Source organism: Collimonas sp. (genome assembly GCF_035566375.1).
Taxonomy (GTDB): Bacteria; Pseudomonadota; Gammaproteobacteria; order Burkholderiales; family Burkholderiaceae_D; genus Collimonas.
Map to the genome: position 1 here is coordinate 22,569 of NZ_DATMRK010000024.1, position 23,456 is coordinate 46,024.

The 23,456-nt window shown below is 58.6% G+C and carries 22 protein-coding genes; 9 read left to right on the top strand and 13 right to left on the bottom strand.

What is annotated here, in order from left to right; translation table 11 throughout:
* Positions 1 to 31: 31 nt before the first annotated feature.
* Both VNZ60_RS06790 and VNZ60_RS06795 read left to right on the top strand, forming a co-directional pair.
* Positions 32 to 469 (top strand): group II truncated hemoglobin, encoded by a 438-nt coding sequence (locus tag VNZ60_RS06790; RefSeq protein ID WP_325657666.1) that lies wholly within the window; start codon positions 32 to 34, stop codon positions 467 to 469.
* Between the two features lie 30 nt (positions 470 to 499).
* On the top strand, positions 500 to 1,972 hold the full coding sequence (locus VNZ60_RS06795; RefSeq protein ID WP_325657667.1) for a DNA recombination protein RmuC: 1,473 nt from the start codon (positions 500 to 502) through the stop codon (positions 1,970 to 1,972).
* A gap of 19 nt (positions 1,973 to 1,991) precedes the next feature.
* Here VNZ60_RS06795 and VNZ60_RS06800 read toward each other — a convergent pair whose 3' ends face one another.
* The 6 genes from VNZ60_RS06800 to VNZ60_RS06825 all read right to left on the bottom strand — a co-directional run bounded on the left by VNZ60_RS06800 (position 1,992) and on the right by VNZ60_RS06825 (position 9,838).
* Positions 1,992 to 3,398, bottom strand: coding sequence for an MFS transporter (locus tag VNZ60_RS06800; RefSeq protein ID WP_325657668.1), 1,407 nt, complete (start codon positions 3,396 to 3,398; stop codon positions 1,992 to 1,994).
* A 153-nt stretch (positions 3,399 to 3,551) separates the two neighbouring features.
* Complete coding sequence (locus VNZ60_RS06805) at positions 3,552 to 4,373, bottom strand: ATP-binding cassette domain-containing protein (protein WP_325657669.1); 822 nt, start codon at positions 4,371 to 4,373, stop codon at positions 3,552 to 3,554.
* Positions 4,374 to 4,397: 24 nt separating this feature from the next.
* Entirely contained in the window at positions 4,398 to 5,516 is a 1,119-nt protein-coding gene (locus tag VNZ60_RS06810; RefSeq protein WP_325657670.1) for a FecCD family ABC transporter permease, read from the bottom strand.
* 18 nt (positions 5,517 to 5,534) lie between these two features.
* Positions 5,535 to 6,449, bottom strand: a complete 915-nt coding sequence (locus VNZ60_RS06815) for a heme/hemin ABC transporter substrate-binding protein (protein WP_325657671.1) — start codon at positions 6,447 to 6,449, stop codon at positions 5,535 to 5,537.
* Entirely contained in the window at positions 6,446 to 7,540 is a 1,095-nt protein-coding gene (locus VNZ60_RS06820) for a hemin-degrading factor (RefSeq protein WP_325657672.1), read from the bottom strand. The genes VNZ60_RS06815 and VNZ60_RS06820 overlap by 4 nt, the downstream gene beginning before the upstream one ends.
* Positions 7,541 to 7,591: 51 nt before the next feature.
* Positions 7,592 to 9,838 carry a TonB-dependent hemoglobin/transferrin/lactoferrin family receptor gene (locus VNZ60_RS06825; protein WP_414648789.1) on the bottom strand — a complete coding sequence of 749 codons (2,247 nt, stop codon included), beginning with the start codon at positions 9,836 to 9,838 and terminating at the stop codon, positions 7,592 to 7,594.
* Positions 9,839 to 10,305: 467 nt separating this feature from the next.
* On the opposite strand from VNZ60_RS06825, the gene VNZ60_RS06830 reads away from it, so the two are divergent.
* Positions 10,306 to 10,569: a hypothetical protein gene (locus VNZ60_RS06830; RefSeq protein WP_325657674.1), complete on the top strand. Its 264-nt coding sequence runs from the start codon at positions 10,306 to 10,308 to the stop codon at positions 10,567 to 10,569.
* 46 nt (positions 10,570 to 10,615) lie between these two features.
* Here VNZ60_RS06830 and VNZ60_RS06835 read toward each other — a convergent pair whose 3' ends face one another.
* The gene (locus VNZ60_RS06835; protein WP_325657675.1) at positions 10,616 to 11,011 is read right to left on the bottom strand and encodes a VOC family protein; all 396 of its coding nucleotides are present in this window, start codon (positions 11,009 to 11,011) and stop codon (positions 10,616 to 10,618) included.
* A 29-nt stretch (positions 11,012 to 11,040) separates the two neighbouring features.
* On the opposite strand from VNZ60_RS06835, the gene VNZ60_RS06840 reads away from it, so the two are divergent.
* On the top strand, positions 11,041 to 11,460 hold the full coding sequence (locus VNZ60_RS06840; protein WP_325657676.1) for a DUF1810 domain-containing protein: 420 nt from the start codon (positions 11,041 to 11,043) through the stop codon (positions 11,458 to 11,460).
* A 19-nt stretch (positions 11,461 to 11,479) separates the two neighbouring features.
* Here VNZ60_RS06840 and VNZ60_RS06845 read toward each other — a convergent pair whose 3' ends face one another.
* From VNZ60_RS06845 to VNZ60_RS06865, 5 genes are all read right to left on the bottom strand, one after another.
* The gene (locus VNZ60_RS06845; RefSeq protein ID WP_325657677.1) at positions 11,480 to 11,881 is read right to left on the bottom strand and encodes a GNAT family N-acetyltransferase; all 402 of its coding nucleotides are present in this window, start codon (positions 11,879 to 11,881) and stop codon (positions 11,480 to 11,482) included.
* A 79-nt stretch (positions 11,882 to 11,960) separates the two neighbouring features.
* Positions 11,961 to 13,277: a molybdopterin molybdotransferase MoeA gene (gene moeA / locus VNZ60_RS06850; protein WP_325657678.1), complete on the bottom strand. Its 1,317-nt coding sequence runs from the start codon at positions 13,275 to 13,277 to the stop codon at positions 11,961 to 11,963.
* 4 nt (positions 13,278 to 13,281) lie between these two features.
* Positions 13,282 to 13,890, bottom strand: a complete 609-nt coding sequence (mobA, locus tag VNZ60_RS06855) for a molybdenum cofactor guanylyltransferase MobA (RefSeq protein WP_325657679.1) — start codon at positions 13,888 to 13,890, stop codon at positions 13,282 to 13,284.
* 23 nt (positions 13,891 to 13,913) lie between these two features.
* Positions 13,914 to 15,038, bottom strand: a complete 1,125-nt coding sequence (gene moaA, locus VNZ60_RS06860) for a GTP 3',8-cyclase MoaA (RefSeq protein ID WP_325657680.1) — start codon at positions 15,036 to 15,038, stop codon at positions 13,914 to 13,916.
* 235 nt (positions 15,039 to 15,273) lie between these two features.
* Entirely contained in the window at positions 15,274 to 18,384 is a 3,111-nt protein-coding gene (locus VNZ60_RS06865; protein WP_325657681.1) for an Rne/Rng family ribonuclease, read from the bottom strand.
* Positions 18,385 to 18,565: 181 nt separating this feature from the next.
* On the opposite strand from VNZ60_RS06865, the gene VNZ60_RS06870 reads away from it, so the two are divergent.
* The 5 genes from VNZ60_RS06870 (at position 18,566) to VNZ60_RS06890 (ending at position 22,280) form a co-directional block, all read left to right on the top strand.
* A complete protein-coding gene (locus VNZ60_RS06870; RefSeq protein ID WP_325657682.1) occupies positions 18,566 to 18,919 on the top strand; it encodes a hypothetical protein in 354 nt (117 codons plus the stop codon).
* A gap of 66 nt (positions 18,920 to 18,985) precedes the next feature.
* Positions 18,986 to 20,086: an RluA family pseudouridine synthase gene (locus VNZ60_RS06875; protein WP_325657683.1), complete on the top strand. Its 1,101-nt coding sequence runs from the start codon at positions 18,986 to 18,988 to the stop codon at positions 20,084 to 20,086.
* Positions 20,087 to 20,178: 92 nt separating this feature from the next.
* On the top strand, positions 20,179 to 20,838 hold the full coding sequence (locus tag VNZ60_RS06880; RefSeq protein WP_325657684.1) for an HAD-IIIA family hydrolase: 660 nt from the start codon (positions 20,179 to 20,181) through the stop codon (positions 20,836 to 20,838).
* Between the two features lie 29 nt (positions 20,839 to 20,867).
* Complete coding sequence (locus VNZ60_RS06885) at positions 20,868 to 21,239, top strand: Rieske (2Fe-2S) protein (protein ID WP_325657694.1); 372 nt, start codon at positions 20,868 to 20,870, stop codon at positions 21,237 to 21,239.
* 57 nt (positions 21,240 to 21,296) lie between these two features.
* Positions 21,297 to 22,280 (top strand): S49 family peptidase, encoded by a 984-nt coding sequence (locus tag VNZ60_RS06890; RefSeq protein WP_414648788.1) that lies wholly within the window; start codon positions 21,297 to 21,299, stop codon positions 22,278 to 22,280.
* Between the two features lie 419 nt (positions 22,281 to 22,699).
* Here VNZ60_RS06890 and VNZ60_RS06895 read toward each other — a convergent pair whose 3' ends face one another.
* Positions 22,700 to 23,452 (bottom strand): SAM-dependent methyltransferase, encoded by a 753-nt coding sequence (locus VNZ60_RS06895; RefSeq protein ID WP_325657686.1) that lies wholly within the window; start codon positions 23,450 to 23,452, stop codon positions 22,700 to 22,702.
* Between the last annotated feature and the right edge of the window lie 4 nt (positions 23,453 to 23,456).

A 23,456-nucleotide genomic window follows, 5' to 3' on the forward strand; every position in this document is an offset into this window, starting at 1 on the left:
ATAATGCCGGCTTACGCTATCATTCTTCCCCATGACTACAGAACACACTACCTCTGCCGATACGGCCGGAGAACAGGCACAAGCCACCCTCTACGAACTGATCGGCGGCGCCGACAAGTTGCGCCAACTGGTTGACCGCTTTTACGATCTGATGGACCTGGAGCCGCAATTTGCCGTGCTCCGGGCCTTGCATCCGACTACGCTCGAAGGTTCACGCGACAAGTTCTACTGGTTTTTAACCGGCTGGAGCGGCGGCCCCGATTTGTATATAGAACGCTTTGGCCATCCGCGCCTGCGCGCCCGCCATCTGCCGTATGCGATTGCAACGCCCGAGCGCGACCAGTGGCTGCGCTGCATGGCGCTGGCGATGCAGGATGTCGGCATGGACGAGGGGCTGCAGGAACGTTTGCTGACTTCTTTCTTCCAGACCGCAGACTGGATGCGTAATAAAGCCGATGCCCCACAATAATCACTAGTTTTTAAAAGATAAACAAAACACATGGCTTCATCAGAATTGCTTGTTTTACTTCTCGTTGCTGCGCTCATCATCGTGCTGCAGATTGTCGCCATCGTGCGCAGCGCACGCGGCGCAGATCCGGCGCAGCAGCTGCAGCAATTGCAAAACGATTTGCAACGCCATCAACAGGATATCGGCGAGCGCCAGCAGCGCGAACTGCGCAGCGAGGTGCAGACCAGCGCACAAGGCATGCGGCAGGAGCTGGGCAGCAATTTCGGCCAGTTGCAGCAAACTTTGGCGGCGCAGATGACCAGCGTCGCCACTTTGCAAAACAACCAGATCGACGCCTTCGCCCAGCAACTGGTCAAGCTCAACCAAACCAACGCCCAGCAACTCGACAGCATGCGGCTGGCGATGAACCAGCAGGCGCAGACCAATCGCGAAGAACAGGCGCAATCGCTAAAGCGTTTCGGCGACACCCTGAACCAGAGCCTGGCGGCGCTCACCGAATCGAATGCGCAACGGATGGCCGAGGTGCGCGCCACGCTGGAAGCGAAGATCAAGGATCTGCAAAACGACAATGGCTTGCGCCTGGAAGAAATGCGCAAGACCGTGGACGAAAAATTGCACGCGACGCTGGAGCAGCGTCTGGGCGAATCGTTCAAGATCGTGTCCGACCGCCTGGAAAAAGTCCATCAGGGCTTGGGCGAGATGCAGCAGCTGGCGATCGGCGTTGGCGATCTGAAACGGGTGCTGACCAACGTCAAGACGCGCGGCACCTGGGGCGAAGTGCAGCTTGAGATGCTGCTGGAGCAAGTGTTGACGCCGGAGCAATATGCCAAGAATGTGGAAACCGTTCCTGGCAGCGGCGAGCGGGTCGAGTTCGCCATCAAGCTGCCCGGCAACGATGACGGCGGCACCCCGGTATGGATGCCGATCGACGCCAAGTTCCCGAAAGAACAATACGAACGCCTGGCCGATGCTGCAGATCGTGCCGATGTTGAAGGCGTGGCGCTGGCTTCGCGCGAGCTGGAGCGTGCGGTGCGCGGCGAAGCCAAGACGATTGCCGAGAAATATCTGTCGCCGCCGCTGACCACCGATTTCGCCATCCTGTTCTTGCCGACCGAAGGTTTGTATGCTGAAGTCATGCGCCGTCCCGGCCTAGCCGATGAATTGCAACGCGTGCATCGCATCAGCATCGCCGGCCCCTCGACCTTGTCGGCCTTGCTGAACAGCCTGCAAATGGGATTCCGCACGCTGGCGCTGGAGAAGCGTTCGTCGGAAGTATGGCAAGTGCTGGGGGCGGTGAAGACCGAATTCGGTAAGTTCGGCGATGTGTTGGCGGCCACCAAGCTGACGCTTGAGCGGGCCGCCAAGAATATCGATCAGGCGGAAGTGCGCAGCCGCCAGATGGCGCGCAAGTTGAAATCGGTAGAAGCTTTGCCGAGCGAGGCTGCGCAGCGCTTGCTGGGCAAAGAGCCGGAACCGGAACTGGCGCCCGACGACGAAGCTTGAGCGCGGGCTCGGCCGGATCCTAGTCTGCGGACAGTTCCTCCAAAGCCATGCCGCGTGTTTCAATCCCCAGGAAAAATACCAGCGCAGCGGCCATCACGAAACATAAGGCGCCGACCGTAAACACGCCGCCCTGGCCCCAGCTCGGCAATACCACGCCGACAATATAGGGCCCCAGCAAGGAGCCGATACGGCCGACAGCGGAAGCGAAACCGGAGCCGGTGGCGCGGACGCCGGTCGCATACAGTTCCGGCGTGTAGGTGTAGAGCACGGCCCACATGCCGAACAGGAAGAACTGCATGCACAGGCCGCTCGCGATCAAGGCGTTTTCATGGCCGCTCATCGCGCTTTTTCCATACAGGTAAGCCATCAGCGCGCCACCCAGGAGTGCGGCTATGCAAGTTGGCTTGCGTCCCCATTTTTCGACCAGCCAGGCAGCAGTCAAAAAGCCTGGAATGCCGCCCAGGGAAATCAGAACCGTGTACAGCACCGATTTGGTTACCGCAAAACCGGCCTGCTGCAACAAGGTGCCGAGCCAGGTGGTCAGGCCATAGAATCCCAACAGAGCAAAGAACCACAAACCCCAGATCATGATGGTCCGGCTGCGGTGCTGCGGCGACCACAGGGCCATGAAGGAGTTGCTGCGCGGCGCCAGCGGCGTCAGCAATGAGGATGAGGACCAGAGCGGCTCGGGCAGGCTGTTTAGCTTAAGGCTGCGCATCACCTTGCTTTCGAATTTATGCAATACCGCTTCCGCTTCCTGCTGGCGTCCGGCATGTTCCAGCCAGCGCGGCGATTCCGGAATGAAGCGGCGTACTACCAGCAAGAACAACGCCGGTACCGCCAGTACTGCAAACACCGTGCGCCAGTTGTAAGAGGACAGCACAAAGTAAGAAACCAGCCCGGCGCAGATAAAGCCCAGGGGCCAAAAACCATCCATCAGCGCCACATACCTGCCGCGCGCTTTTGCTGGAATGAATTCCGACATCAGGGTTTGCGCCACCGGGAATTCCATTCCCATGCCCACGCCCAGCAGGAAGCGATACACGCCGAGCGTGGTGACGTCCGGCGCGGTCGAGCACAAGTAGCTGGATATGCCCCAGATAATCATGCTGACCTGGAATACCGATTTGCGGCCGAAGCGGTCGGCCAGCAGGCCCGACATCGCCGCTCCCAGAACCATGCCGACGAAACTCATGCTGGCCAGTGCGCCAGCGGCCTGGGTAGACAGGCCGAATTCGGTTTTGATCGAACCCAGCACAAAGGTCATCATGCCCAGGTCTATCGAATCAAAGAAAAATGCCAGCGCGATGATGAAAAAAATCATCCTGTGATAGCCGCTTACCGGCAGACGCTCAAGCCGCGCTGCCGCCTGTGAACCGCGCGCTGCATCAAATTTTGTGTCGAATGGCGTTGCCGTTCCGTCCATATTGTTTCCCCCGATGAAGAATATCCTCCCGGGATTCTGTTGCAATCGGGCTGACGGGGGACTGCGTGGAACGACACTTACTAGCGTATATGCGTCGTATATGCGTTGGAAAATAAAAAAAATAAACAAGACCGGGAAGTCTGCAGTCTGTCGTCAAACCATGCTGGGTATCGCGAACGGCGGTTTGCCGGCTTGCCGGATCACCTCGACATCTATCCCAAGGCAAGTCCTGACCACATGCGGCGTCATGCTCCGCGTGGGGGTGTCCTGCACCAGCAAAGTACCGTCCGCCAGCCAGGCCAGTTGATCGGCATAGCGCGCCGCGAGATTGGGATCGTGCATGATCGCCAGCACGCCGATATTCCATTCTTTGGACAACTGGCGCAGGGTACTGAGCAAGTGATGCTGGTGTGCCAGATCCAGCGCTGCGGTTGGTTCGTCGAGCAGCAGATAACGTGCGCCAGGCAGTGACCCGCCGTTGACATGTGGCGGCCGCAATTGCGCCAGAACCCGGGCGAATTGCACGCGTGCCAGTTCGCCGCCGGAGAGCGTCGTAACGTCGCGTTCAGCCAAGGTGGCGGCGCCGGCCAGCGCCAGTGCTTCCATCGCGATCAGGCGGTCGTTAAGAGTACGGCCGCCGCCGTGCGGATAGCGGCCCAGCAAGGCGATCTCCATGGCCGTGAACGGAAAGGAAAACTGCACGCTTTGCGGCAGCACTGCGCGGGTAGTAGCGAGTTGCTGCGGCGTCAGCTGCGCCAGCGGCGTCTCGTTAAGCGAGATATGCCCGGTCAGCTGCGCTTCGTTATTTTGCAGATTGCCGTGAAACTCGCCGGACATGGCTTTCAGCAGAGTGCTTTTACCCGCACCGTTACGGCCCAGCAGGGCGACGATTTCGCCGGGACGGATACGCAGGCTGAGATTACGCAGGACGGTTTTGCTGCCGCGTCGCAGGGTAAGATCGAAGGTCGTTAACATGATTTTTTCCGGGTAGGTTGATTGTCAAAGGCCCAACTGCCCGCGCCGACGCCATAACAGCACCAAGAAGAACGGCCCGCCCAACAATGCGGTGAGGATCCCCAGCGGCATTTCTGCCGGAGCGGCAACGGTGCGCGCGATCAGGTCTGCGGCCAGGGTCAGCACAGCGCCGAACAGCAGCGCGCCGGGCAACACCACACGTTGATCCGGGCCGCATGCCAGGCGGATGCAATGCGGCGCCACCAGGCCGATGAAACCGATCGTGCCGGTGCAGGCCACCAGCGCGCCGACGCACAGCGCACTGGCGATCAGCACCTGGCGCTTGATGGCTTGCACCGGTACGCCCAGATGCATGGCTTCCGCTTCGCCCAGTAGCATGGCGTTCAGCGCCGCCGAGTGGCGTGCCAGGGCGGCGATGCTCAGCACCACCACCGGAGTTGCCGCTGCCAGCAAGGACCATTGCGCGCCGGCCAGGCTGCCCAGGTTCCAGAAGGTGAGGGTGCGCAACTGGTCGTCGCTGGCGATGTAGATCAACAGACCGATGGCGGCGCCGACGATGGCGTTGATGGCGATCCCGGCCAGCAGTAGCAAGGGCAGCGCCAGGCGGCCGCGGGCGGCGCCGATGCGATACACCAGCATGGCCACCGCCAGGGCGCCGATGAAAGCGGCTAGCATAGGCGCATAAATACCGACGACGCGTAGTGCATTTGGCCACAGCGTGGCGCCGAGCACGATGGTCAGTGCAGCACCGAGAGCGGCGCCGCTGGAGACGCCGATCAAACCGGGATCGGCCAGCGGATTACGGAACAAGGCTTGCATGGCGCTGCCGGCGGCGCCGAAGCCGCAGCCGACCAGGATCGCCAGCAGCACGCGCGGCAAACGGATATCGAGCAATACCGCCCGCGTTTGCGTATCTGCCATGTCGAGCTGAGTGCCTGGCCATAGCAGCGGCGGAATGCGCCAAGGGTCGATTTGATAAGCGCCCAGCGCGGCACATAACAGTGTAGTGACGATCAACAGCAGCAACAGGCCGGCCAGCACCGTGCGTTGCCGGCCTTTGCGTGGCAGCTCGGGCGTATGCGTAGCGGCGCCTGGCGCAGCGCCGGGGAGGGCGGCAGGAAAGGAAAATGAGGAAGATGACATCGCTGTAGTGCTCAATGATCAGGCGTATAGCTGGGTCGATAGCTGCGTCAGCGCTTGCGGCAGGCGCGGCCCGAAACCCAGCAGCAACAGCGAGTCCATGTTAGCTACCACGCGGCGGTTTTTGGCTGCCGGTGTCAGCGACAGGCCGGGGCTGGCCAGCAAGCGGTCGACGCCGCCGATCGCCGCCAGGCTTTCGCTGGCAATCAGCAGGATGTCTGGGGCGCTGGCAACTGCGCTTTCGGCGGTCAGGGGCTTGTAGCCTTTGAAACTTTTGCCGTCTGAGGTAGCGTTGATTGCGCCGGCATAACGGATCATGGCGTCGGCCGCGGTTTCCTGGCCGGCGACCATGGCTTGCGTGCCGCTATTGCTGAGGATGAACAGGACGCGCGGCGGTTTGGCTGGCCGCTGTTGTTGAACCGCCGCCACTGCAGTTTGCCAGTCGCTATCGAAGCGTTGCAGCAGCAACTTGCCACGTGCAGCCAACGCAAGTGCGGAGGCGACACCGCTGATTTTTTCACGCACGGTATTCACATCATGCCGTTCGCCCAGACGGATCACGCGCACCCCGGCGGCGGCAATCTGCTGCAGCGTAGCCGGCGGGCCGGCGTCGGCCGAGGCCAGCAGCAGATCGGGATGCAGTGACAGCACACCTTCGGCTGACAGGGCGCGCTGGTAGCCCATCTTCGGCAGCGCCAGCGCTGCCGCCGGATAGGTGCTGGTGGTGTCGGCGCCGATCAGGACTGCGCCGGCGTCCAGCGCATACACCACCTCGGTGATCGCGCCGCCGGCCACCACCACCCGGCGCGGCTGTTTTACCGATACGGTTTGCGCTGTCGCCAGAGCGGGCAGGGCGCTCAATAGCAACCCGGCCGCGCTGCCGCCCAACAGTAAGCGCCGTTGTTTACTGATGTGCGTATCGATGTGCGATTTCACGCTTGCGCCTCCGCCAGACTGGCCGCCAGCGGCAGATCCAGGACCGCTGCGCGCCATGCGGCCAGCTCGGGCTGGCCCGGGTTGCGGACGCCGAACAGCATCGCGATAGTGTTGCCTTCGTGGTCGAACAGTTCGAGCGAAGTGACTGCGCCGTCGCTGGTCGGCTTGCTCACCACCCAGCTGGAAGCAATCAGGTCTTGCCGCAAGTGCAGGTTGAAGCCCGGATCGAGTATGTTCAGCCAGGGACCCATCACCTTGACATTGCTCACCGCGCCGGAGTGAATCTGGATCATGCCGCGGTTGCCAACGAAAACCATGATCGGCAAAGCGCTGGCGGCGGCCTGTTCCAGTATGGTGCGGGTAGCGCTGTTGTCGACCTGGCGCACAAACTGCGGCGGCGCCAGTCGCAGCGCCTGGGTCCGGCTGAGGCCGAAATCGCGCAGCAGGCCGAAGAACTGATGGGTGTCGCTCATGCCTTTCCAGGCAGCGCGGAAGCCGTCGCCGTCGATCTCGGAATCAGGCGTGGCTATGGCCGCTGGCGGCGCCGGCTCAACCGTCATGCCGGGCTGCTGATCCGGATCGCGCCAGCGCGCCACCAGCGCGTCGAAGGCGTCGTGATTGCTATGTTCGCGCAAGAACACCTTGTGTACCGCCGCGCCGTGCAGGTCGTAGAACTGCAGGCTTTTTTGCAGCGTCTTTTCAGTGCCGCGCGTGATCTCTTCAATCACGGCGCAAGCGAAGCGCCATTGTTTGTAGAAAATCCGCAAATCGATGGCTTCACCCAACGCCAGGCCGACCTGTTCGTTGTGACTCATTTTTTGATACACGCCGTCTTTTTCGTGCACCGCGCTGTCGTTGCGGGTCAGCGCCATGACTGGGCCGAGCAGCGGGACTTCTTCAAACAGTTCGACAAAGTTCGGCTGCAAGCGAATTGATTCGGCGCCGACGCAGGCGGCGAGAGCCTCACCTTCAGAGACGCCGACCGCGGCGGCGGCGTCGCGATTGCGCAGCTTTTTCTCGTGTTTGGCGTTCAGGAATTCCAAGCGCAATTGTTGCTGGCTGCGCTGTTTGTTGTAACTGGTGATAGGCATGATTTTCTCCTGGTCCGGGAAATGAGATTGATGCACGGATTAATACTGGAATTAATATTGAAACTTCAAACCGACGTTAAAGCTGCGGCCAGGGGCGCTATATGCATCCTTGACTGTCGAGCTGTCAGCCAGGCCGCGCACGTCCGACCAGTTCCAGTACTGGCGATTGAACAGGTTGCGGATGCCGGCAAACAGCGCGACGTTCTTGCTGATGTTGTAGCCGCCGCGCAGATCCATGACGAAGGCGGCCGGCGGCGCGAAATCGGTCTGCTTGCTCATGTCGCTGCGGCGTTTGGCGCTTTGGTAGATGAAATCCGTCTGGCCGTACCAGCGTTCGCTGGGTTCGTAGCGCACGCCGAATACCGCCATGAAGGGATTGACGGTGTCGAGCGGCTTGCTGCTGCCATCCGCACCTTCGGTATGCCCTTTGGTATAAGCCATGCCGGCCTTGAAACCAAGGCCGTTGGCCAGTTGCCAGTCGATTCTCGCTTCGGCGCCGCTGATGCGGGCGCGGGCGCGATTGACGTATTGATAAATGAATGGATCGACAAACGGCCGCCCGCTGCCGCTCACTATTTCTTGCGAAATGAAGTTGCTGTAGCGACCGGTGAATGCCGCCATGCTATAGCGCAAGGTGTCTTTACTGCCGCTCAATTTGCCGCGCAAGCCGAGCTCAAAGGTGTTGCTGGTTTCCGGTTTCAGATCCGGATTGCCGATAGTGGCGTAGCCGTAGATCGGATTGCCGAAACTATTGTTGACCTGGTCCGGCGTCGGTGTGCGGAAGCCGCGTGCGTACTGGATGTAGGGCAGCAGCGCCGGGCTGATTTCGTACATTAAGGCCAGCCGTGGCGATACCGCATTGCCGCTGGATTTGGTGGCCTTGCCGGTGAAGGACGGATCGTTCTGGTCTGGCGTCAGGCGATAGCCGTCGAAGCGTAAGCCAGGCATGATGCTGAGCGCGCCGTGTTGCGACAAGCGGATTTCATCCTGGATGAAAGCGCCGAACAGCGAGTAATCGGTATTCGGGAAAGCCTTGTTAGGGAACGGCGATTCGCCGGTACCGGGAATGGTGCCGTTGCGCAGGCCGCTGATGCGCGCCGTGCTGAGGTCGAAGCCGTAGATCAGCTTGTGTTGCATGCCGCCAGTGGCAAAGCCGCTTTCCGCCTGCGCTGAGCCGCCATAGGTGTGCTCCTGGTAAGTGTTGTCGCGGCTGCGGCCGACTGCCGGGAACCGGTCTTCAAAAGAGAACTGGTGATTTTTGGCGTCCTGGTAGTAGATCTGCGCATGGGCGTTCTGGAAGTATGGATTACTGCCGTCCTTGAAGTTGTAGGCCAGGCTGTAGCGATTGCGTTCCAGTTTGTCGTTAGCGCGCAGCGCCAGCGTACTGGCGGTGACGGCTGACAGCACGTTGGAGTCGGTTTTCTGTTCCTGATGGTCGATGGCGGCGGTGAAAGTGTCTTGTGTGCTGGCCTTGAACAGCAGCTTGCCGAGCAGTGCATTGCCATGCACGTTTTGCGGATTGGCGGTGTCGCGGTTGGGGCCGAGGATATTCCGCGTGCCCTTGGTGTCGACCTCATGGCCATCGCGCTTGTTGGCAATCAGCAAGCCCTCGAAACGCTCGCCGCCAAAGGCAGCGACGGCGGTGGTCGAGGTGCTGCCGTCGGTGGAGTCGTAAGTTGGCTTGATCGAGAAATAAGTCGGCTTGTTGAAAATTTTCAGGAAATCGGAGGGATCTTTGGTGATGAAGTTGACTGCGCCGGTCAGGCCATCGCTGCCATACATGGCCGACGCCGGCCCGCGCAGGATTTCCACCCGCTTGTACATATCCATCTGCACATAGTCGCCGCGGCCCGCCTCCAGCGGTCCGAACGAAAACGCGCCGGGCAGGCGGATGCCGTCTTCCATCAGCAAGATGCGGTTGCCTTCCAGCCCGCGGATATTGATGCCCTCGTTGCCGCCGCGGCCGCCGGCGGTAGCTGCTGACGACGGGCGGTAGGGGCCGCGCCGCACGGTTACGCCGGGCTCGTAACGCAGCAAATCCTTGACGTCTCTCGGCTGCTGCTCTTCGATAGTCTCGGCATTGATGACAGAGATGCTGCTTGGCGTCTGCGCCACTGCGGTCTCGCTGCGGGTGGCGGTCACCGATATTTCATCGAATGTGCGGTTAGCGGTGTAGCTGCTGCTGGCCAATTGCGTCTGGCTGCCGTTGGCCTGCGCAAAGACTGGCATCGAGGCTGCGGCGAAAGTGGCGAAGGTGGCGGAAATGGCAAAGTTCGCGGCCGCGGGAAATCCCGGCAGCGAAAAGCGGATCGAATATAAGTTGTACAAAAGCGTACTCCAAGGTCAATAAAAACTACTTATTGGCTGGCGACGCGGAACAGGCGGCTGGCTGGAAAGGTGGGATGCTTTGTGATCGCGGGGTGATGTTGAGGTGCCACCGAGGGCTTATTATAAATGAGAATTATTATTATTTACAATGGTGAAATGAATAAGCTTTATCTGCATTCTTCAATGTAAAAGCAGCAGTGAGATTTTTCAAGCTGATCCTGGAGTGCACTTGCCAGCCGGAACCAGCCGTTCGCTAGTTACATCTGGTAGCAACTAAGCATGCTGGGAAATAGTGAAGTAACAAGCTCTTGCCTATACTGTGGGAGTACAGCAATGGTGCGCGAGCGACGTTGACTGCTTATGTATTTGCTTGCAACAAATAGAAAACCGGGGTTCACCGAAGTTCGCTGAACGGAACAGAAAGGAAGGAGCTTATTATGCGTACGCTCATGTTTTTGGCTGCGATCGCCATGCTGGCCGGTTGCGCGACGGATGCCGAACGTGCCGCACAGGCGCAGCGCGATGTCGACCAGATGATGCGGGTTTATGGCCCTGCCTGTCAGAAGCTCGGGTATAAAAGTGATTCAGACCAGTGGCGCAATTGCGTGCTGCGCCTGGACACAAAAGACAATACCGAACGTTATCCGATGACGACGACTTGTTTTGGCCATCCGGGCTTATTTCAGTGCTCGACCTTCTGACGCCAGCGTCTATCCTTGTTTTTTTGCAGTTTCGCCGAGCCGGGCTCTAAGCCGCCGCATCGTGACAACAAACGCAGATCTTGTTGCCGTCGGCGTCGCGGAAATAGGCGCCGTAATAATCGGGATGATATTCCAGGCGCAAGCCAGGCGGCCCTTCGCACAACCCGCCGTTGCTTAAAGCGGTAGCATAGGCATTGTCGACGGCAGTCCTGGCAGGGGCGAGCAGAGCGATCATCTGGCCGTTGCCGGCGGCAGCAGTTTCACCATTGTAGGGTGCGCCGATGATGAACAGAGGGCGTGCCTTGCCGCTTGCCATCCATGCCGCCCACGGTTTGCCGGCATCGCAGAATTTGAGTTGGAGACCCAGTTTTTCCATGACAGCGGAATAAAAACCGAATGCGTGCTGAAAGTCGGTGACGCCGACAAAGACATGCGAAATCATGGGTTTTCCTTTTCGATATGGGGGGAGACGTGAACGATCAATACAATCTGCAACGCTTCGTGGCCGCTCAGCAATCGGCCTTCGATATCGTACGCGAAGAACTGAGCAAGGGCCGCAAGCGCAGTCATTGGATGTGGTTCATTTTCCCTCAGATTGAGGGACTCGGCCACAGCGCCATGGCGCGCAAGTACGCCATTTCCTCGCTGGCGGAAGCCCGGGCGTATCTGCAGCATCCGCTGCTTGGGCCGCGGCTGCGAGAGTGCTGCCAGCTGGTTGCTGCTGTGGACGGGCGCTCGATAGAAGAGATTTTCGGTTTTCCGGACTATCTGAAATTTCAGTCATCGATGACCTTGTTTGCCCAGGCCGGGATCGACAATCAGATCTTCAACGAGTGTTTGCGAAAATATTTTGATGGAGCGTTTGACGTGTCCACGCTTTCTCGTTTGTGAACATCCAATTCGATACGCGCTAGGTGAGAGCTAGACGCATAGGCACAAAGCATATGCCATGCATTTCAACTCGCGGGCCGGTTTTGACAAAGCCGAAGCGTTCGTACACAGGCAATGCGAATGGGGAAGAATTCACTGTAAAAAATTCGAGATCTGGAGCAGCTGCTAATGCTGCTTGCCATAGGCGGGCAGCCAAACCTTGACGCTGGAACTCGGGCGCTACGAACAGATGGAAGATGTGGCTGCGATCACGGATGGCAATGAAGCCTGCCAGCACATCGCCTGCAAGTGCGGCGATGTAGCGGTAGCGCGAATCCGCGATGTAACCGGCTTCAGCTTCGGCAGAGACGGACGCGAAGAATTGCTCGGCGCCGCTGCCATCTGCGTTGACTGTGAATGCATGCGCATGCAATCGGACCAAGGCGCTGATGGCGGCGCTATCGTCGTGACTGGCCGGGCGAAAAACAAAGTCGCTGATACTGGTAGCTGGCATCGCAGGTTTAGATCAGGCCGTCAAACAGGATAATTTCAACCGCATCGCCGCTGGCCACATCGCCCTGCTCATGCGCCAGCACGATCATGCAATTGGCTTCCGCCATCGAACGCAAAATGCCCGAGCCTTGTGCTGCGGTCGGGCGTACGCTCCATTGACCATCGCTCATGCCGAGAATGCCGCGCTGATATTCGGTGCGCCCCGGCCGCTTACGGATGGCGACCGCTGCGGTGGCGCGCATCAGCGGCAACGGTGCGACTTGTGCGCCCATCATTTGCAGCAGAGCGTCGCGCGCAAAAAAATAAAACGACACCATGACCGCCACCGGATTGCCGGGCAGGCCGAAGAACAGGGCTTGCTTGCCGCCCGACGCGATGCTGCCGAACGCCAGCGGGCGGCCCGGGCGCATACCGATCTTCCAGAAGGCGACGTCGCCTAATTGCGCCATCATTTGCTTAGTATGATCGGCGTCGCCGACCGAGACGCCGCCGGAGGTGATGATGGCGTCGGCATTTTCGCAGGCGCTGCGGAAAGCGCTTTCCAGCGCCTGCGGATCGTCGCCAACCACGCCCATGTCGATGATGTCGCAGCCCAGCCGTTGCAGCATGCCGTATAGGGTGTAGCGATTGGAGTCGTAGACGCAGCCAGGGTCCAGCACTTCGCCGACCGAACGCAGTTCATCGCCGGTCGAGAAAAATGCTACGCGCAGCCGGCGTCTTACCGGGATCTCAGCGATGCCCAGCGAGGCTAGCAAACCGAGATCGGCAGGGCGCAGGATGCGGCCTTGGCTGATGGCTGCTGTGCCGGCTTGCAAATCTTCGCCGGCCAGGCGGCAATTGGCGCCGGGTTTGACGGCTGCTGCCGGGATGGTGATGGCCGGACTGCCGGGCGGGATGCTCACGAATTCCTGCGGGATCACGGTGTCGGCGCCGTCCGGCATCAGGGCGCCGGTCATGATCCGTATCGCCTGGCCGCTGCTCAGTGTTCCCTGATAGGCGCGGCCGGCGTGGGCAGTGCCGACCACGGTCAGCGCGGTGTCGGCATCGTGGCGCAGGTCGGCGGAATTGAAGGCATAACCATCCATGGCCGAGTTGTCATGCGCCGGGACGTCGATCGGCGAGATGATGTCGCTGGCCAGCACCCGATCGAGGGCGCTGCGCAACGCCACTTTTTCGATGGCGCCGACTGGCGTGATGCAAGCGCGAATGATGGCCTGCGCCTGCTTGACCGGCATCGCTTGCGGATCGTAGTCCGACATGCAACTGGTCAGTGCGGACAAAGATGGCTTGGCTGGACGGGCATTCGAATTGGTCATTGCGCTCATTGCGTTATTGTTGTTGCAGCTGTTCTTGGGTATTGATGTTACGGAAGGCGCCGGCATCGGTAAACAAGGTTTCGCAATAATTCAGGCGGCGATACCATGTCTCCATCTTACGTCCGCCACCTTGCAGGTAGTCATTGAGGTCAGTCAACAAACTGATTTTCAGTAGCATGAATACCGGTTGCGGCTGGATTGTCTGATAGTGGTCTTCGCTAGTGCTGGCCACCGCCAGGTCGGTGTCTGCGCTGACCAAGGCTTGCGCCAGGTGTTGCACCAGATCGTGCGGTAGATAGGGTGAATCGCAGGGTGCCGTGACCAGGTAGGGGTTGCTGCAGTGGTGCAGGCCGGCCTGCAAGCCGGCTAGCGGGCCGGCAAAGTCTGGCTGCAGATCGGACCAGACCGGATGCCCGAACGCCGCGTAGCTCTCCTGATTACGGTTGGCGTTGATGATCAAGCTGTTGACCTGCGGCGCCAGGCGCGCGATGACATGCGCCACCATCGGTCGGTCGTCGAGCAAGAGCAGACCTTTGTCGACGCCGCCCATGCGTGTGCCGCGGCCGCCTGCCAGTATCAGACCGGTGATATTTAGTGCAGTGGGAGCGGGATGGGTTTGCATGGCGTGGCTTGTCTGCAATTTTATCAGCCGCCTATGTAGGACATTTCCACTTTCTTCCTGGTCGGCGTCAGACCTTCGGTATTTTGCGTACGCAGTTCGGAGTAACGATCATTGCGTGCGCGCCATAGCTGGCCAATCACGCTGGAAATTTCGCGGTCGCTGCATTCGCTGCGCAGCAGGGCGCGCAGATCGTGGCCGGCGCTGGCGAACAGGCAGGTGTATAGCTTGCCTTCGGTCGACAGGCGGGCGCGTGAACAGTCATGACAAAAGGCCTGGGTGACGCTGGAGATCAGGCCGATTTCGCCAACGCCGTCGGCATAGCGCCAGCGCTGCGCGGTTTCGCCCAGGTAGTTGGCCGCCAGCGGCTGCATCGGCAATTCTGTTTGAATTCGTTGTGCGACTTCGGCGGAGGGCACCACTTCATCCATCTTCCAGCCGTTGGAGGCGCCGACATCCATGTATTCGATAAAGCGCAGGATATACGGCGTGTTCTTGAAATGGCGCGCCATTGGCAGGATTTCCTGATCGTTGACGCCGCGCTTGACTACCATGTTGACCTTGATTGGACCGAGTCCGACCTGATGCGCGACTTCCATTCCATGCAAGACATCGGCAACCGGGAAATCGGCGTCGTTCATGCGTTGGAAAATGTTTTCGTCGAGTGCATCGAGCGAGACGGTGACGCGTTTCAGGCCGGCATCTTTCAGCGCCTGAGCTTTTTTCGCTAGCAGCGAACCGTTGGTGGTCAGGGTCAGGTCGAGCTCCTGGCCATCCGGCGTCTTCAGCGCGCTCAGCATGGCGATCAGCTTTTCGATGTGCTTGCGCAGCAAAGGCTCGCCACCGGTCAGGCGGATTTTATGGACGCCGTGGGCGACGAATAAACTGGCCAGGCGGGTAATTTCCTCAAACGACAGCAAAGCGGTGTGCGGCAAAAACGCATAGTCCTTGTCGAACACCGCGCGCGGCATGCAGTAGATGCAACGGAAATTGCAGCGGTCTGTGACTGAGATGCGCAAGTCGTGCAGCGGCCGCCCCAGTTCATCGGCGATCAGGCCGGTCGGCGTTTCGAGGATGGAGGGCAAGGTCGGCGGCAACGATGGCGGCAAAAAACTGCGGCTATCGATCAGCGGGATGACTTTTTTAGTCATGATGTGAGTCTGGAAAAATGTGCAATGCCTTGCATCTATATGTATGAGGTAACGACTTCTAGAAGATACCATGAGCGTCATTTTTTAGCTCAAGAAGTCTGCTGCTTACCCAGCAAGCGCGGCAGTTCTCGCAATTTTGAACATATCGCCGGCGTCAGACGTGACAAAGGGAGTCTGGGACTCCCTTTGTTGTATTGCTCCTGATTACTACGCCACGTAGTGGCAGCCGATCAGCTTACGATTGCGAGTGCTGGGTTTCGACCTGCACCAGCGGTTCGCTGGATTGCGCTGGCAAAGGCTTGCGTTCGCGCGGTACACGTGGCGCCGCGACGATGTTTGCCGTTGCTTCTTGTGCAGCGCGCAGTTTGCTTGGGTCGGTCGCCGCCAGGGTCAAACCTGCTGCAGCGAGTACGCTTTGCAGATCTTCTACCTTAGGCGACGCGCTTGGCACGGCTGTCTTGATGACGGCCGGCGCCTCTGCTGCAGGAGCCGGTGCCGGCGCGTGTACAACTGCGGCTGCCTGCTCAACCACCGGAGTAGTTACAGGTGCAACCGAAACAACAGCCACCGGCGTTGCTGTTTCGATTTGCGGCTCTGCGACCGGTTGGCTGCTAGCGATTGCGGCCACTTCAGGCAGTACCAGTTGAGCCGGTGCGGCTGTTGCCGGGATGGCGACTGGTTCAGGCTCGGTTACAACCGGGGCTGTAACAACCGGCGCTGCAATAACTGGCGCTGGAGCTGATGCAGGCGTCACTTCAACTGCAGCCGGAGCGGCTTCAGGTTGCGGTGCAACTTGCTGTGGCGCCAACGGTGCTGCGATTGCGTTCGACAGAACGGTCGGCGCTGGCGTCGCTTCAACTGCCGGAGCGGCGGCTTCTTGCTCCACTGCAACTGTCGAAGCCATCATCGGCAGGCTATTGCTGACGGGGGTAGCTGGTTCCACTTGAACCGGAGCGCTGACTGGCGTTGCTACGGGAGTTACTGCAGGAGCAACTGCATCGCTGCCGACTGCCGCCACGTCTGCTACTTCGCCAGTTTCGATCTCGTCACTTGTGCCTTCGGTCGTGCCTTCGGCGCTATCACGGTCGCGACGATTGCGGTTACGGCCACCGCGACGACGACGGCGACGCGGTTCTTCGTCTTCGCCGGCTTTGATTTCAACCCGTCCGCTATCGATTTGCGTTGCTTCTGCGGTTTCAGTCACGCTGGCTACAGCAACACCGGCAGCAGCTACTACGCCACCCGTGAGCAAGGTTTCGTCAACTTTGACTTCGCTCAGATTTTCCTTGCGCTCTTCGCGTGGCGGACGTGGCGGGCGTTCGCTGCGTTCGCGCCGGCCTTCATTGCGGTTTTCCGATTTGTTTTCGGCGGTGTCGCGTGGTTCTCTCTGCTCTTTAGGCTCGCGTGGAGGACGTGGCGGACGCGCTTGCTGGGTTTTTGCTTCTACGGCTTCAACCAGCGGTTTCTTGGCGCTGTCTTCGCGTCCTTCCTGGGCGCTGCCATCGCGATTGCGGCCACCGCGATTACGGCCGCGCTGGCCACGGTTGTTGCGATCGCCACGGTCGCCGCGTTGTTGCGGGCCCTTGGCTTCTGCCGTGGCGGCAGGGGTGGCCGCTGGAGCAACTGGTTTGCTGAAGAAGAAACCGAAGATCTTGCTGAGGAAACCTGCTTCTGCCGGGCCGGTGGCAGCAACTGCTGTCGGACGTGCCTCGACTGGTTTGCGCTCGACGATAGGCGCCGGCTGGTCTGGTGTGATGCCTTTGACCACGGCTTCCTGACGCGGCTTGCCTTCTTCTTTTTGGGTTTTGCTGTAACCGATGTCGGTATCGGCTTGCTCTGCCATGGCATAGCTGGCCTGGGTTTCTTCCAGGCGCGGATCGTCGTGCTTCAGGCGTTCCAGTTTGTAGTGCGGAGTTTCCAGATGCTTGTTCGGGATCAGGATGATGCCGACCCGGTGACGGGTTTCGATCTTCAGGATCTCGCCACGCTTTTCGTTGAGCAGGAAAGCAGCGACGTCGACTGGCGCCTGGACGTGGATCGCTGCCGAATTTTCTTTCATCGCCTCTTCCTGGATGATGCGCAGGACTTGCAGGGCGGACGATTCGGTATCGCGGATATGGCCGGTGCCGTTGCAACGCGGGCATGTCACATGGCTGCCTTCGGACAGCGACGGACGCAGACGCTGGCGCGACAATTCCATCAGGCCGAAGCGCGAGATCTTGCCCATCTGGACGCGCGCGCGGTCATAGCGCAGTGCATCTTTCAGGCGGGTTTCGACTTCGCGCTGGTTCTTCGAATTCTCCATATCGATGAAGTCGATCACGATCAAGCCACCCAGATCGCGCAAGCGCAATTGACGGGCGACTTCTTCGGCGGCTTCCTGATTGGTGTTGAAGGCGGTGGTTTCGATATCGCCGCCGCGGGTTGAACGCGCGGAGTTGACGTCAACCGAGACCAGCGCTTCGGTATGGTCGATCACGATGGCGCCGCCGGATGGCAGCGGCACGGTGCGCGAATACGCGGTTTCGATCTGGTGTTCGATCTGGAAGCGGGAGAACAGCGGTACATCGTCGCGGTAACGTTTTACGCGATGCACCATGTCGGGCATGACATGGGCCATGAACTGCTGGGCCTGGTCGTGGATTTCGTCGGTGTCGATCAGGATTTCGCCGATATCCGGCTGGAAATAATCGCGGATCGCGCGGATCACCAGGGATGATTCCTGGTAAATCAGGAAAGCGCCGTTGCCGGTCTGGCCAGCGCCTTCGATAGCGCGCCAGAGTTGCATCAGGTAGTTCAAATCCCATTGCAATTCGTCAACGTTGCGGCCGATGCCGGCGGTACGGGCAATTACTGACATGCCGTTCGGCAGGTCCAGCTTGTCCATGGTTTCGCGCAGTTCCTGGCGATCTTCGCCTTCGACCCGGCGCGAGACGCCACCACCGCGTGGGTTGTTCGGCATCAGGACCAGATAGCGGCCAGCCAGTGAAACGAAGGAGGTCAGGGCCGCGCCTTTATTGCCGCGCTCTTCCTTTTCGACCTGCACCATGATTTCCTGGCCTTCGCGCAGTGCATCCTTGATCGATGCGCTACGGACATCTACACCTTCTTTAAAGTAAGTGCGGGCAACTTCCTTGAACGGCAAAAAGCCATGACGCTCTTCACCGTAGTTGACGAAGCAGGCTTCCAGCGACGGTTCGATACGGGTAATCACACCTTTGTAAATGTTGGACTTGCGTTGTTCGCGTCCGGTGGTTTCGATATCGATGTCAATGAGCTTTTGCCCGTCAACAATAGCCACGCGCAGTTCTTCTTGCTGCGTGGCATTAAACAACATGCGTTTCATTTTTCGCTCCGTGACCCTTGGGTCAATGCAATGGCGCTTAAAGATTGCTGTTCTTCAGCATTTCTGTCAGCGACAAAAAGTACAAGGATGTACGCGAGAACGGAGTGTCAGGGGGGAGGGGTGCCTTGGTGTGTCAGCGCCTAATCTACAGAGTAGGGCGCTGAGCACAGGCGCGGATATAGTGCTGTCGTTCTACAGAATACTATCAGCGTGCACCGGTACAGCGTCTTGCGGTTCGCGGAACGCGAGCACGACGCCTGGCGGTGAGCAGCTTGATAGAGCCAAAGAAAGCATTGGTTTCAGTAAATATGCGACAAATTTAAAACACTACATCAACCAGCAAGCTCGTCGCGATCGTTTTGATCGCATCGGGCTCACCGGACTTTATCCTAATCATCCAGACATTCTTGTTCAGCATCCGTGCGCGTTATCCGATGACAACAACGGTGCGACCTTGATTCGCGCAGGGGTGATGCGTACACATTTCCCATCAAATTTGCAAATTGGCGAGGCTGATGGGGACGCCCCTGTGTAGAATGGTCTTTTTATTCTTACACCAGCAACTGTTTTTTAACAATTGCGGAACAATTATATATTCAAAATGAAGGACTTAGCGAGATTTTCTGGAGGACGAGCTGAGACTCGTCCCAAGGCACGGACACAGGCCGCGCCCAAGCATAAGGCCCTACTCAATGTAGCCGTGGAGCAAGAGGCGCCGGTATCTCCGCCACCGCCGCCTCTTGCCGTCCAACTGTTGACTATTGCGGAAGAGGACGCCGGTCAACGCATCGACAATTTTTTATTGCGTATTTGCAAGGGAGTGCCCAAAAGCCATATTTATCGCGTGCTGCGCTCCGGTGAGGTCAGGGTCAATAAAGGCCGTATCGATCAGACTTACCGTTTGGTGGAGGGGGACGTGATCCGGGTGCCGCCGATTCGGATTGCTGAAAAGCAAGTGCAAGTGGTGCCGGGGGCGGAATTTAAAATATTGTTGGAAGATAATCATCTGCTGGTAATCGATAAGCCGGCTGGGGTTGCCGTGCATGGCGGCTCCGGTGTCAGCTATGGTGTTATCGAGCAACTCCGGGCTGCCCGTCCACAAGCCAAATTCCTGGAACTGGTGCATAGGCTGGATCGCGATACCTCCGGCATCTTGTTGCTGGCGAAGAAGCGCTCTGCGCTGACCAATCTGCATGAACAGATGCGTGACGGCGATACCGACAAGCGTTACCTGGTGCTGGTGCACGGCGACTGGCAAAACGAGCGTCAGCATGTCAAGCTGCCATTACATAAATATACGGCGGCCGACGGTGAGCGCCGCGTGCGGGTGCAGGCTGACGGCCAGGCGTCACACACGATTTTCAACCTGATCCGTCGTTACGGCGATTACGCTTTGCTCGAAGCTGAGCTGAAAACCGGCCGTACCCATCAGATCCGGGTTCATCTGTCTTCCAGCGGATTTGCGATTGCCGGCGACGACAAATATGGCGACTTCGCCTTGAATCGGGCTTTGCAAAAAGCTGACGGCCAGCGTATCGCGTTGAAGCGGATGTTTTTGCATGCTTATCAAATTACCTTCGCTCATCCAGAAACGGGCAAGCCGGTGACCCTTAAGGCGCCGTTACCGCCGGAGTGTGAAAAATTCCTGAAGAGCCTGCCAAAAAATATCCCCGCAGCAACGACTGAAGCTGAGGGTGATTAAAATATCAGTTAGTATTTGTTTATCGGTTTGCCGATTTCCCGAGCGGCAGGCCAAACCCAACAACAGGAGCTGGCAAGGTATTGCCAGGCAATATGGCGCGAAAGAATTTTGACTTAATCGTATTTGATTGGGATGGCACCTTGATGGACAGCACCGCCATCATTGTGAAATGTATTCAAGCCGCCGCCAGGGATCTGGGGCTGGCGATTCCGGACAACAAGGCCGCCTCGCATGTGATCGGGCTTGGTTTGGCGGAAGCGATGCAGGTGGCGATGCCGGGCCTGGAGCCTAGCCAGTATCCGCGGGTGGTGGAGCGCTATCGTTATCACTATCTGGCGCAAGACCAGGATCTGACCTTGTTCGACGGCGTGCGTGAAATGCTGGCAGACTTGTCGCAACAAGGTTATTTCCTGGCGATTGCCACCGGCAAGAGCCGGGTCGGACTGAATCGCGCCTTGCACGAGACCAAGTTGCTGTCGGCATTTGACGCTACCCGCTGTGCCGACGAAACATTCTCCAAGCCGCATCCGGCCATGCTGCAGGAGTTGACGCGAGAGTTGGGACAGGACCTGAAGCGCACGGTGATGATCGGCGACACCACGCATGATCTGCAGATGGCGATCAATGCCGGCGCAGCGGGTATCGCGGTTCAGTATGGCGCGCATCCGGCCCACGAACTGAACGCACTGAAGCCGCTGTTCAATGCGACCTCGACCGTGCAACTGCATGCCTGGCTTAACGAAAATGCCTGATCCCGGACCACGCCGCCGTGAATGACGCGATGAATAAAATCCGAATTCCCATCTGTGCTTCTTCTGCGCTGGCAGAGCGCGGCAAAGGCGTGCGTTTTGCGGTTACTGCCTGGGGTGAGGATGCGGTTGCATTCGCCATACGCCACCACAATATTGTTCACGCTTACCTGAACCGTTGCGCACATATTTCACTGGAGCTGGATTGGAATGAAGGCGAGTTTTTCGAGTCCAGCGGTTTGTATCTGATGTGTGCTACGCACGGCGCGGTGTATGAGCCGGAAACCGGGAACTGCGCCGGTGGTCCATGCCGCGGTGGGCGCTTGCACAAGATTTTGGTTGAAGAAAGCAATGATCAGGTGTTCTGGATCCCTGATGAGTACGTGCGCCCGGCAGTTGCTTGAGATAGTGCCGCTGGCGTATTCAATAACGATTTCGGATAAACGAAGTGAGTGAGCACCATGAGCAATAACGAATTTGATAATGTGGAAACCGCCATGCCCGTTAAAAAAGAAGGTTGGGAGCGTGAGTTACTGGAGAAGCTGGCGTTCGCCTCATTGCGCGAACAGCGTGCGCGGCGCCGGTGGGGGATTTTCTTTAAGCTGGCGACCCTTGCTGTGATTGGCTTCGCGTTTTGGTTAGGTGTGAATTACGAAGGCTCGGACACGCAAACCGTCGGCGCGCATACTGCGTTGGTCAAGATCAATGGCGCGATCGAATCGGAAGGTAATGGTTCGGCCGCCGTAGTGGTGCCGGCGCTTGATAACGCCTTTGCCGCAGACGATTCGGTCGGCGTGATATTGCGCATCAACAGCCCCGGCGGCAGCCCGGTGCAAGCCGGCATCATCAACGATGAAATCACGCGCCTGCGCAAGGAATATCCGAACAAGCCGCTGTACGTAGTGGTCGACGAGATGTGCGCATCGGGCGGTTATTACATCGCTGCCGCGGCCGATAAAATCTATGTCAATAGAGCCAGCATCGTTGGCTCCATCGGTGTGCTGATGGATGGTTTCGGCTTCACCGGCTTGATGGATAAGGTAGGCGTTGAGCGGCGCCTGCTGACCGCCGGCGACAACAAGGGCTTCCTTGATCCGTTCAGTCCGATGAGCGCTACCCAGAAAGGTTATGCGCAAACCATGCTGGCGGAAATCCATCAGCAGTTTATCGATGTTGTGCGTAAAGGTCGCGGCGCACGCCTGAAGGAAACACCGGAAACTTTCTCAGGCCTGTTCTGGAGTGGTTCCAAGGCGGTCGAGATGGGCTTGGCAGATGGTTATGGAACGGTAGACAGCGTTGCGCGCGATGTCTTGAAGCAGGAAGACATTGTCGATTACACCAAGAGCGAAGGTTTGCCTGAGCGCGTGCTGAAAAAATTCGGTGTAGCGATGGGGGCTGGTGTGGTGCAATCGCTGGCGAATGAAGTGAAGCCAAGTTTGCGTTGAATTTTATTCATGAGTCCGCGCGCAGCACACGGCATGCGGGCTCTGAAGTAAATGCCAAAGTGGAAACCAGCAAGAAGCCGGCAAGAAACCGGCATATCGTAATACTTTAATTTGCCTTGTATCTTCGCGATCCTGTCGTATATTAAAGGTACTCGAGGAATAGCGAACAGAGGAGGCGATTATAGACATAGCAAAATCGTTGATCACCCAGATGCAATTGTTTCAGTAGCAAAAAATCACTCCATTGCAATACAACCCCTTGTTTTGGAGTTGTGCATTGGCTACTGGACAACCCCCCGCATCGATGATGCGGCACCGAGAAGTTTTCGACTTCTCAACATAATGTCTTTCGGGACAGGCAAATTCGGCGACGGCGCAACACCGTCGCCGTTTTGCGTTTTGTGTCCGATGTAAAAAAGTTATTGCGCCAGGAATAGGAACACGGTTGGCTTTTTGTGAAAGTCGGGATGTTTGCCAGCCGCCAGAGCCGTCTTCCACTTGGCTGCGGTCTGGGTCCTGATGGTCTCGGATGGCAGGGTCAGATCGGTGGCGACGCAAATCAGCGTATTGGCTTGACAGCTGCTGGCCAGCGCTTCCAGAAACGTGCCGTTGCGATATGGTGTTTCAATGAATAGTTGCGTCTGCTGCTCCTGGCGCGAACGCAATTCCAATGCCTTGATACGTTTGCTGCGTTGTTCGGCATCGGTGGGCAGATAGCCGTTAAAAGCAAAACTTTGGCCGTTAAGGCCGCTGCTCATGACGGCCAGCAGCAGTGATGACGGTCCGACCAGTGGCCGCACTTGAATCCCGTGCGCATGGGCCAGCCGTACCAGATTGGCGCCGGGGTCTGCAACCGCCGGCACGCCCGCCTCAGAGATCAGGCCGGCGTCCTGACCGGCCAGAATCGGCGCCAGCAAGGCTGGCAGGGCGGTGCTGGCAGTGTTGACATTGAGTTCTGCGATTTGAATTTCTTGTAACGGTTTGGCTAGTGGCTGGGCGGCAGCGATCAATTTTAAAAAGGCGCGCGTGGTCTTTGCATTTTCTGCAATGAAGTAATCCAGCCGGGCGGTGAGCGCCTGCACCTCGAATGGGATGACGGCCGCCAGCGGCTGTGCCGAACCGGCCTCGCTTTGGCCTAGGGTGTTGGGGATTAAATACAGGATGCCTGGCATGTCG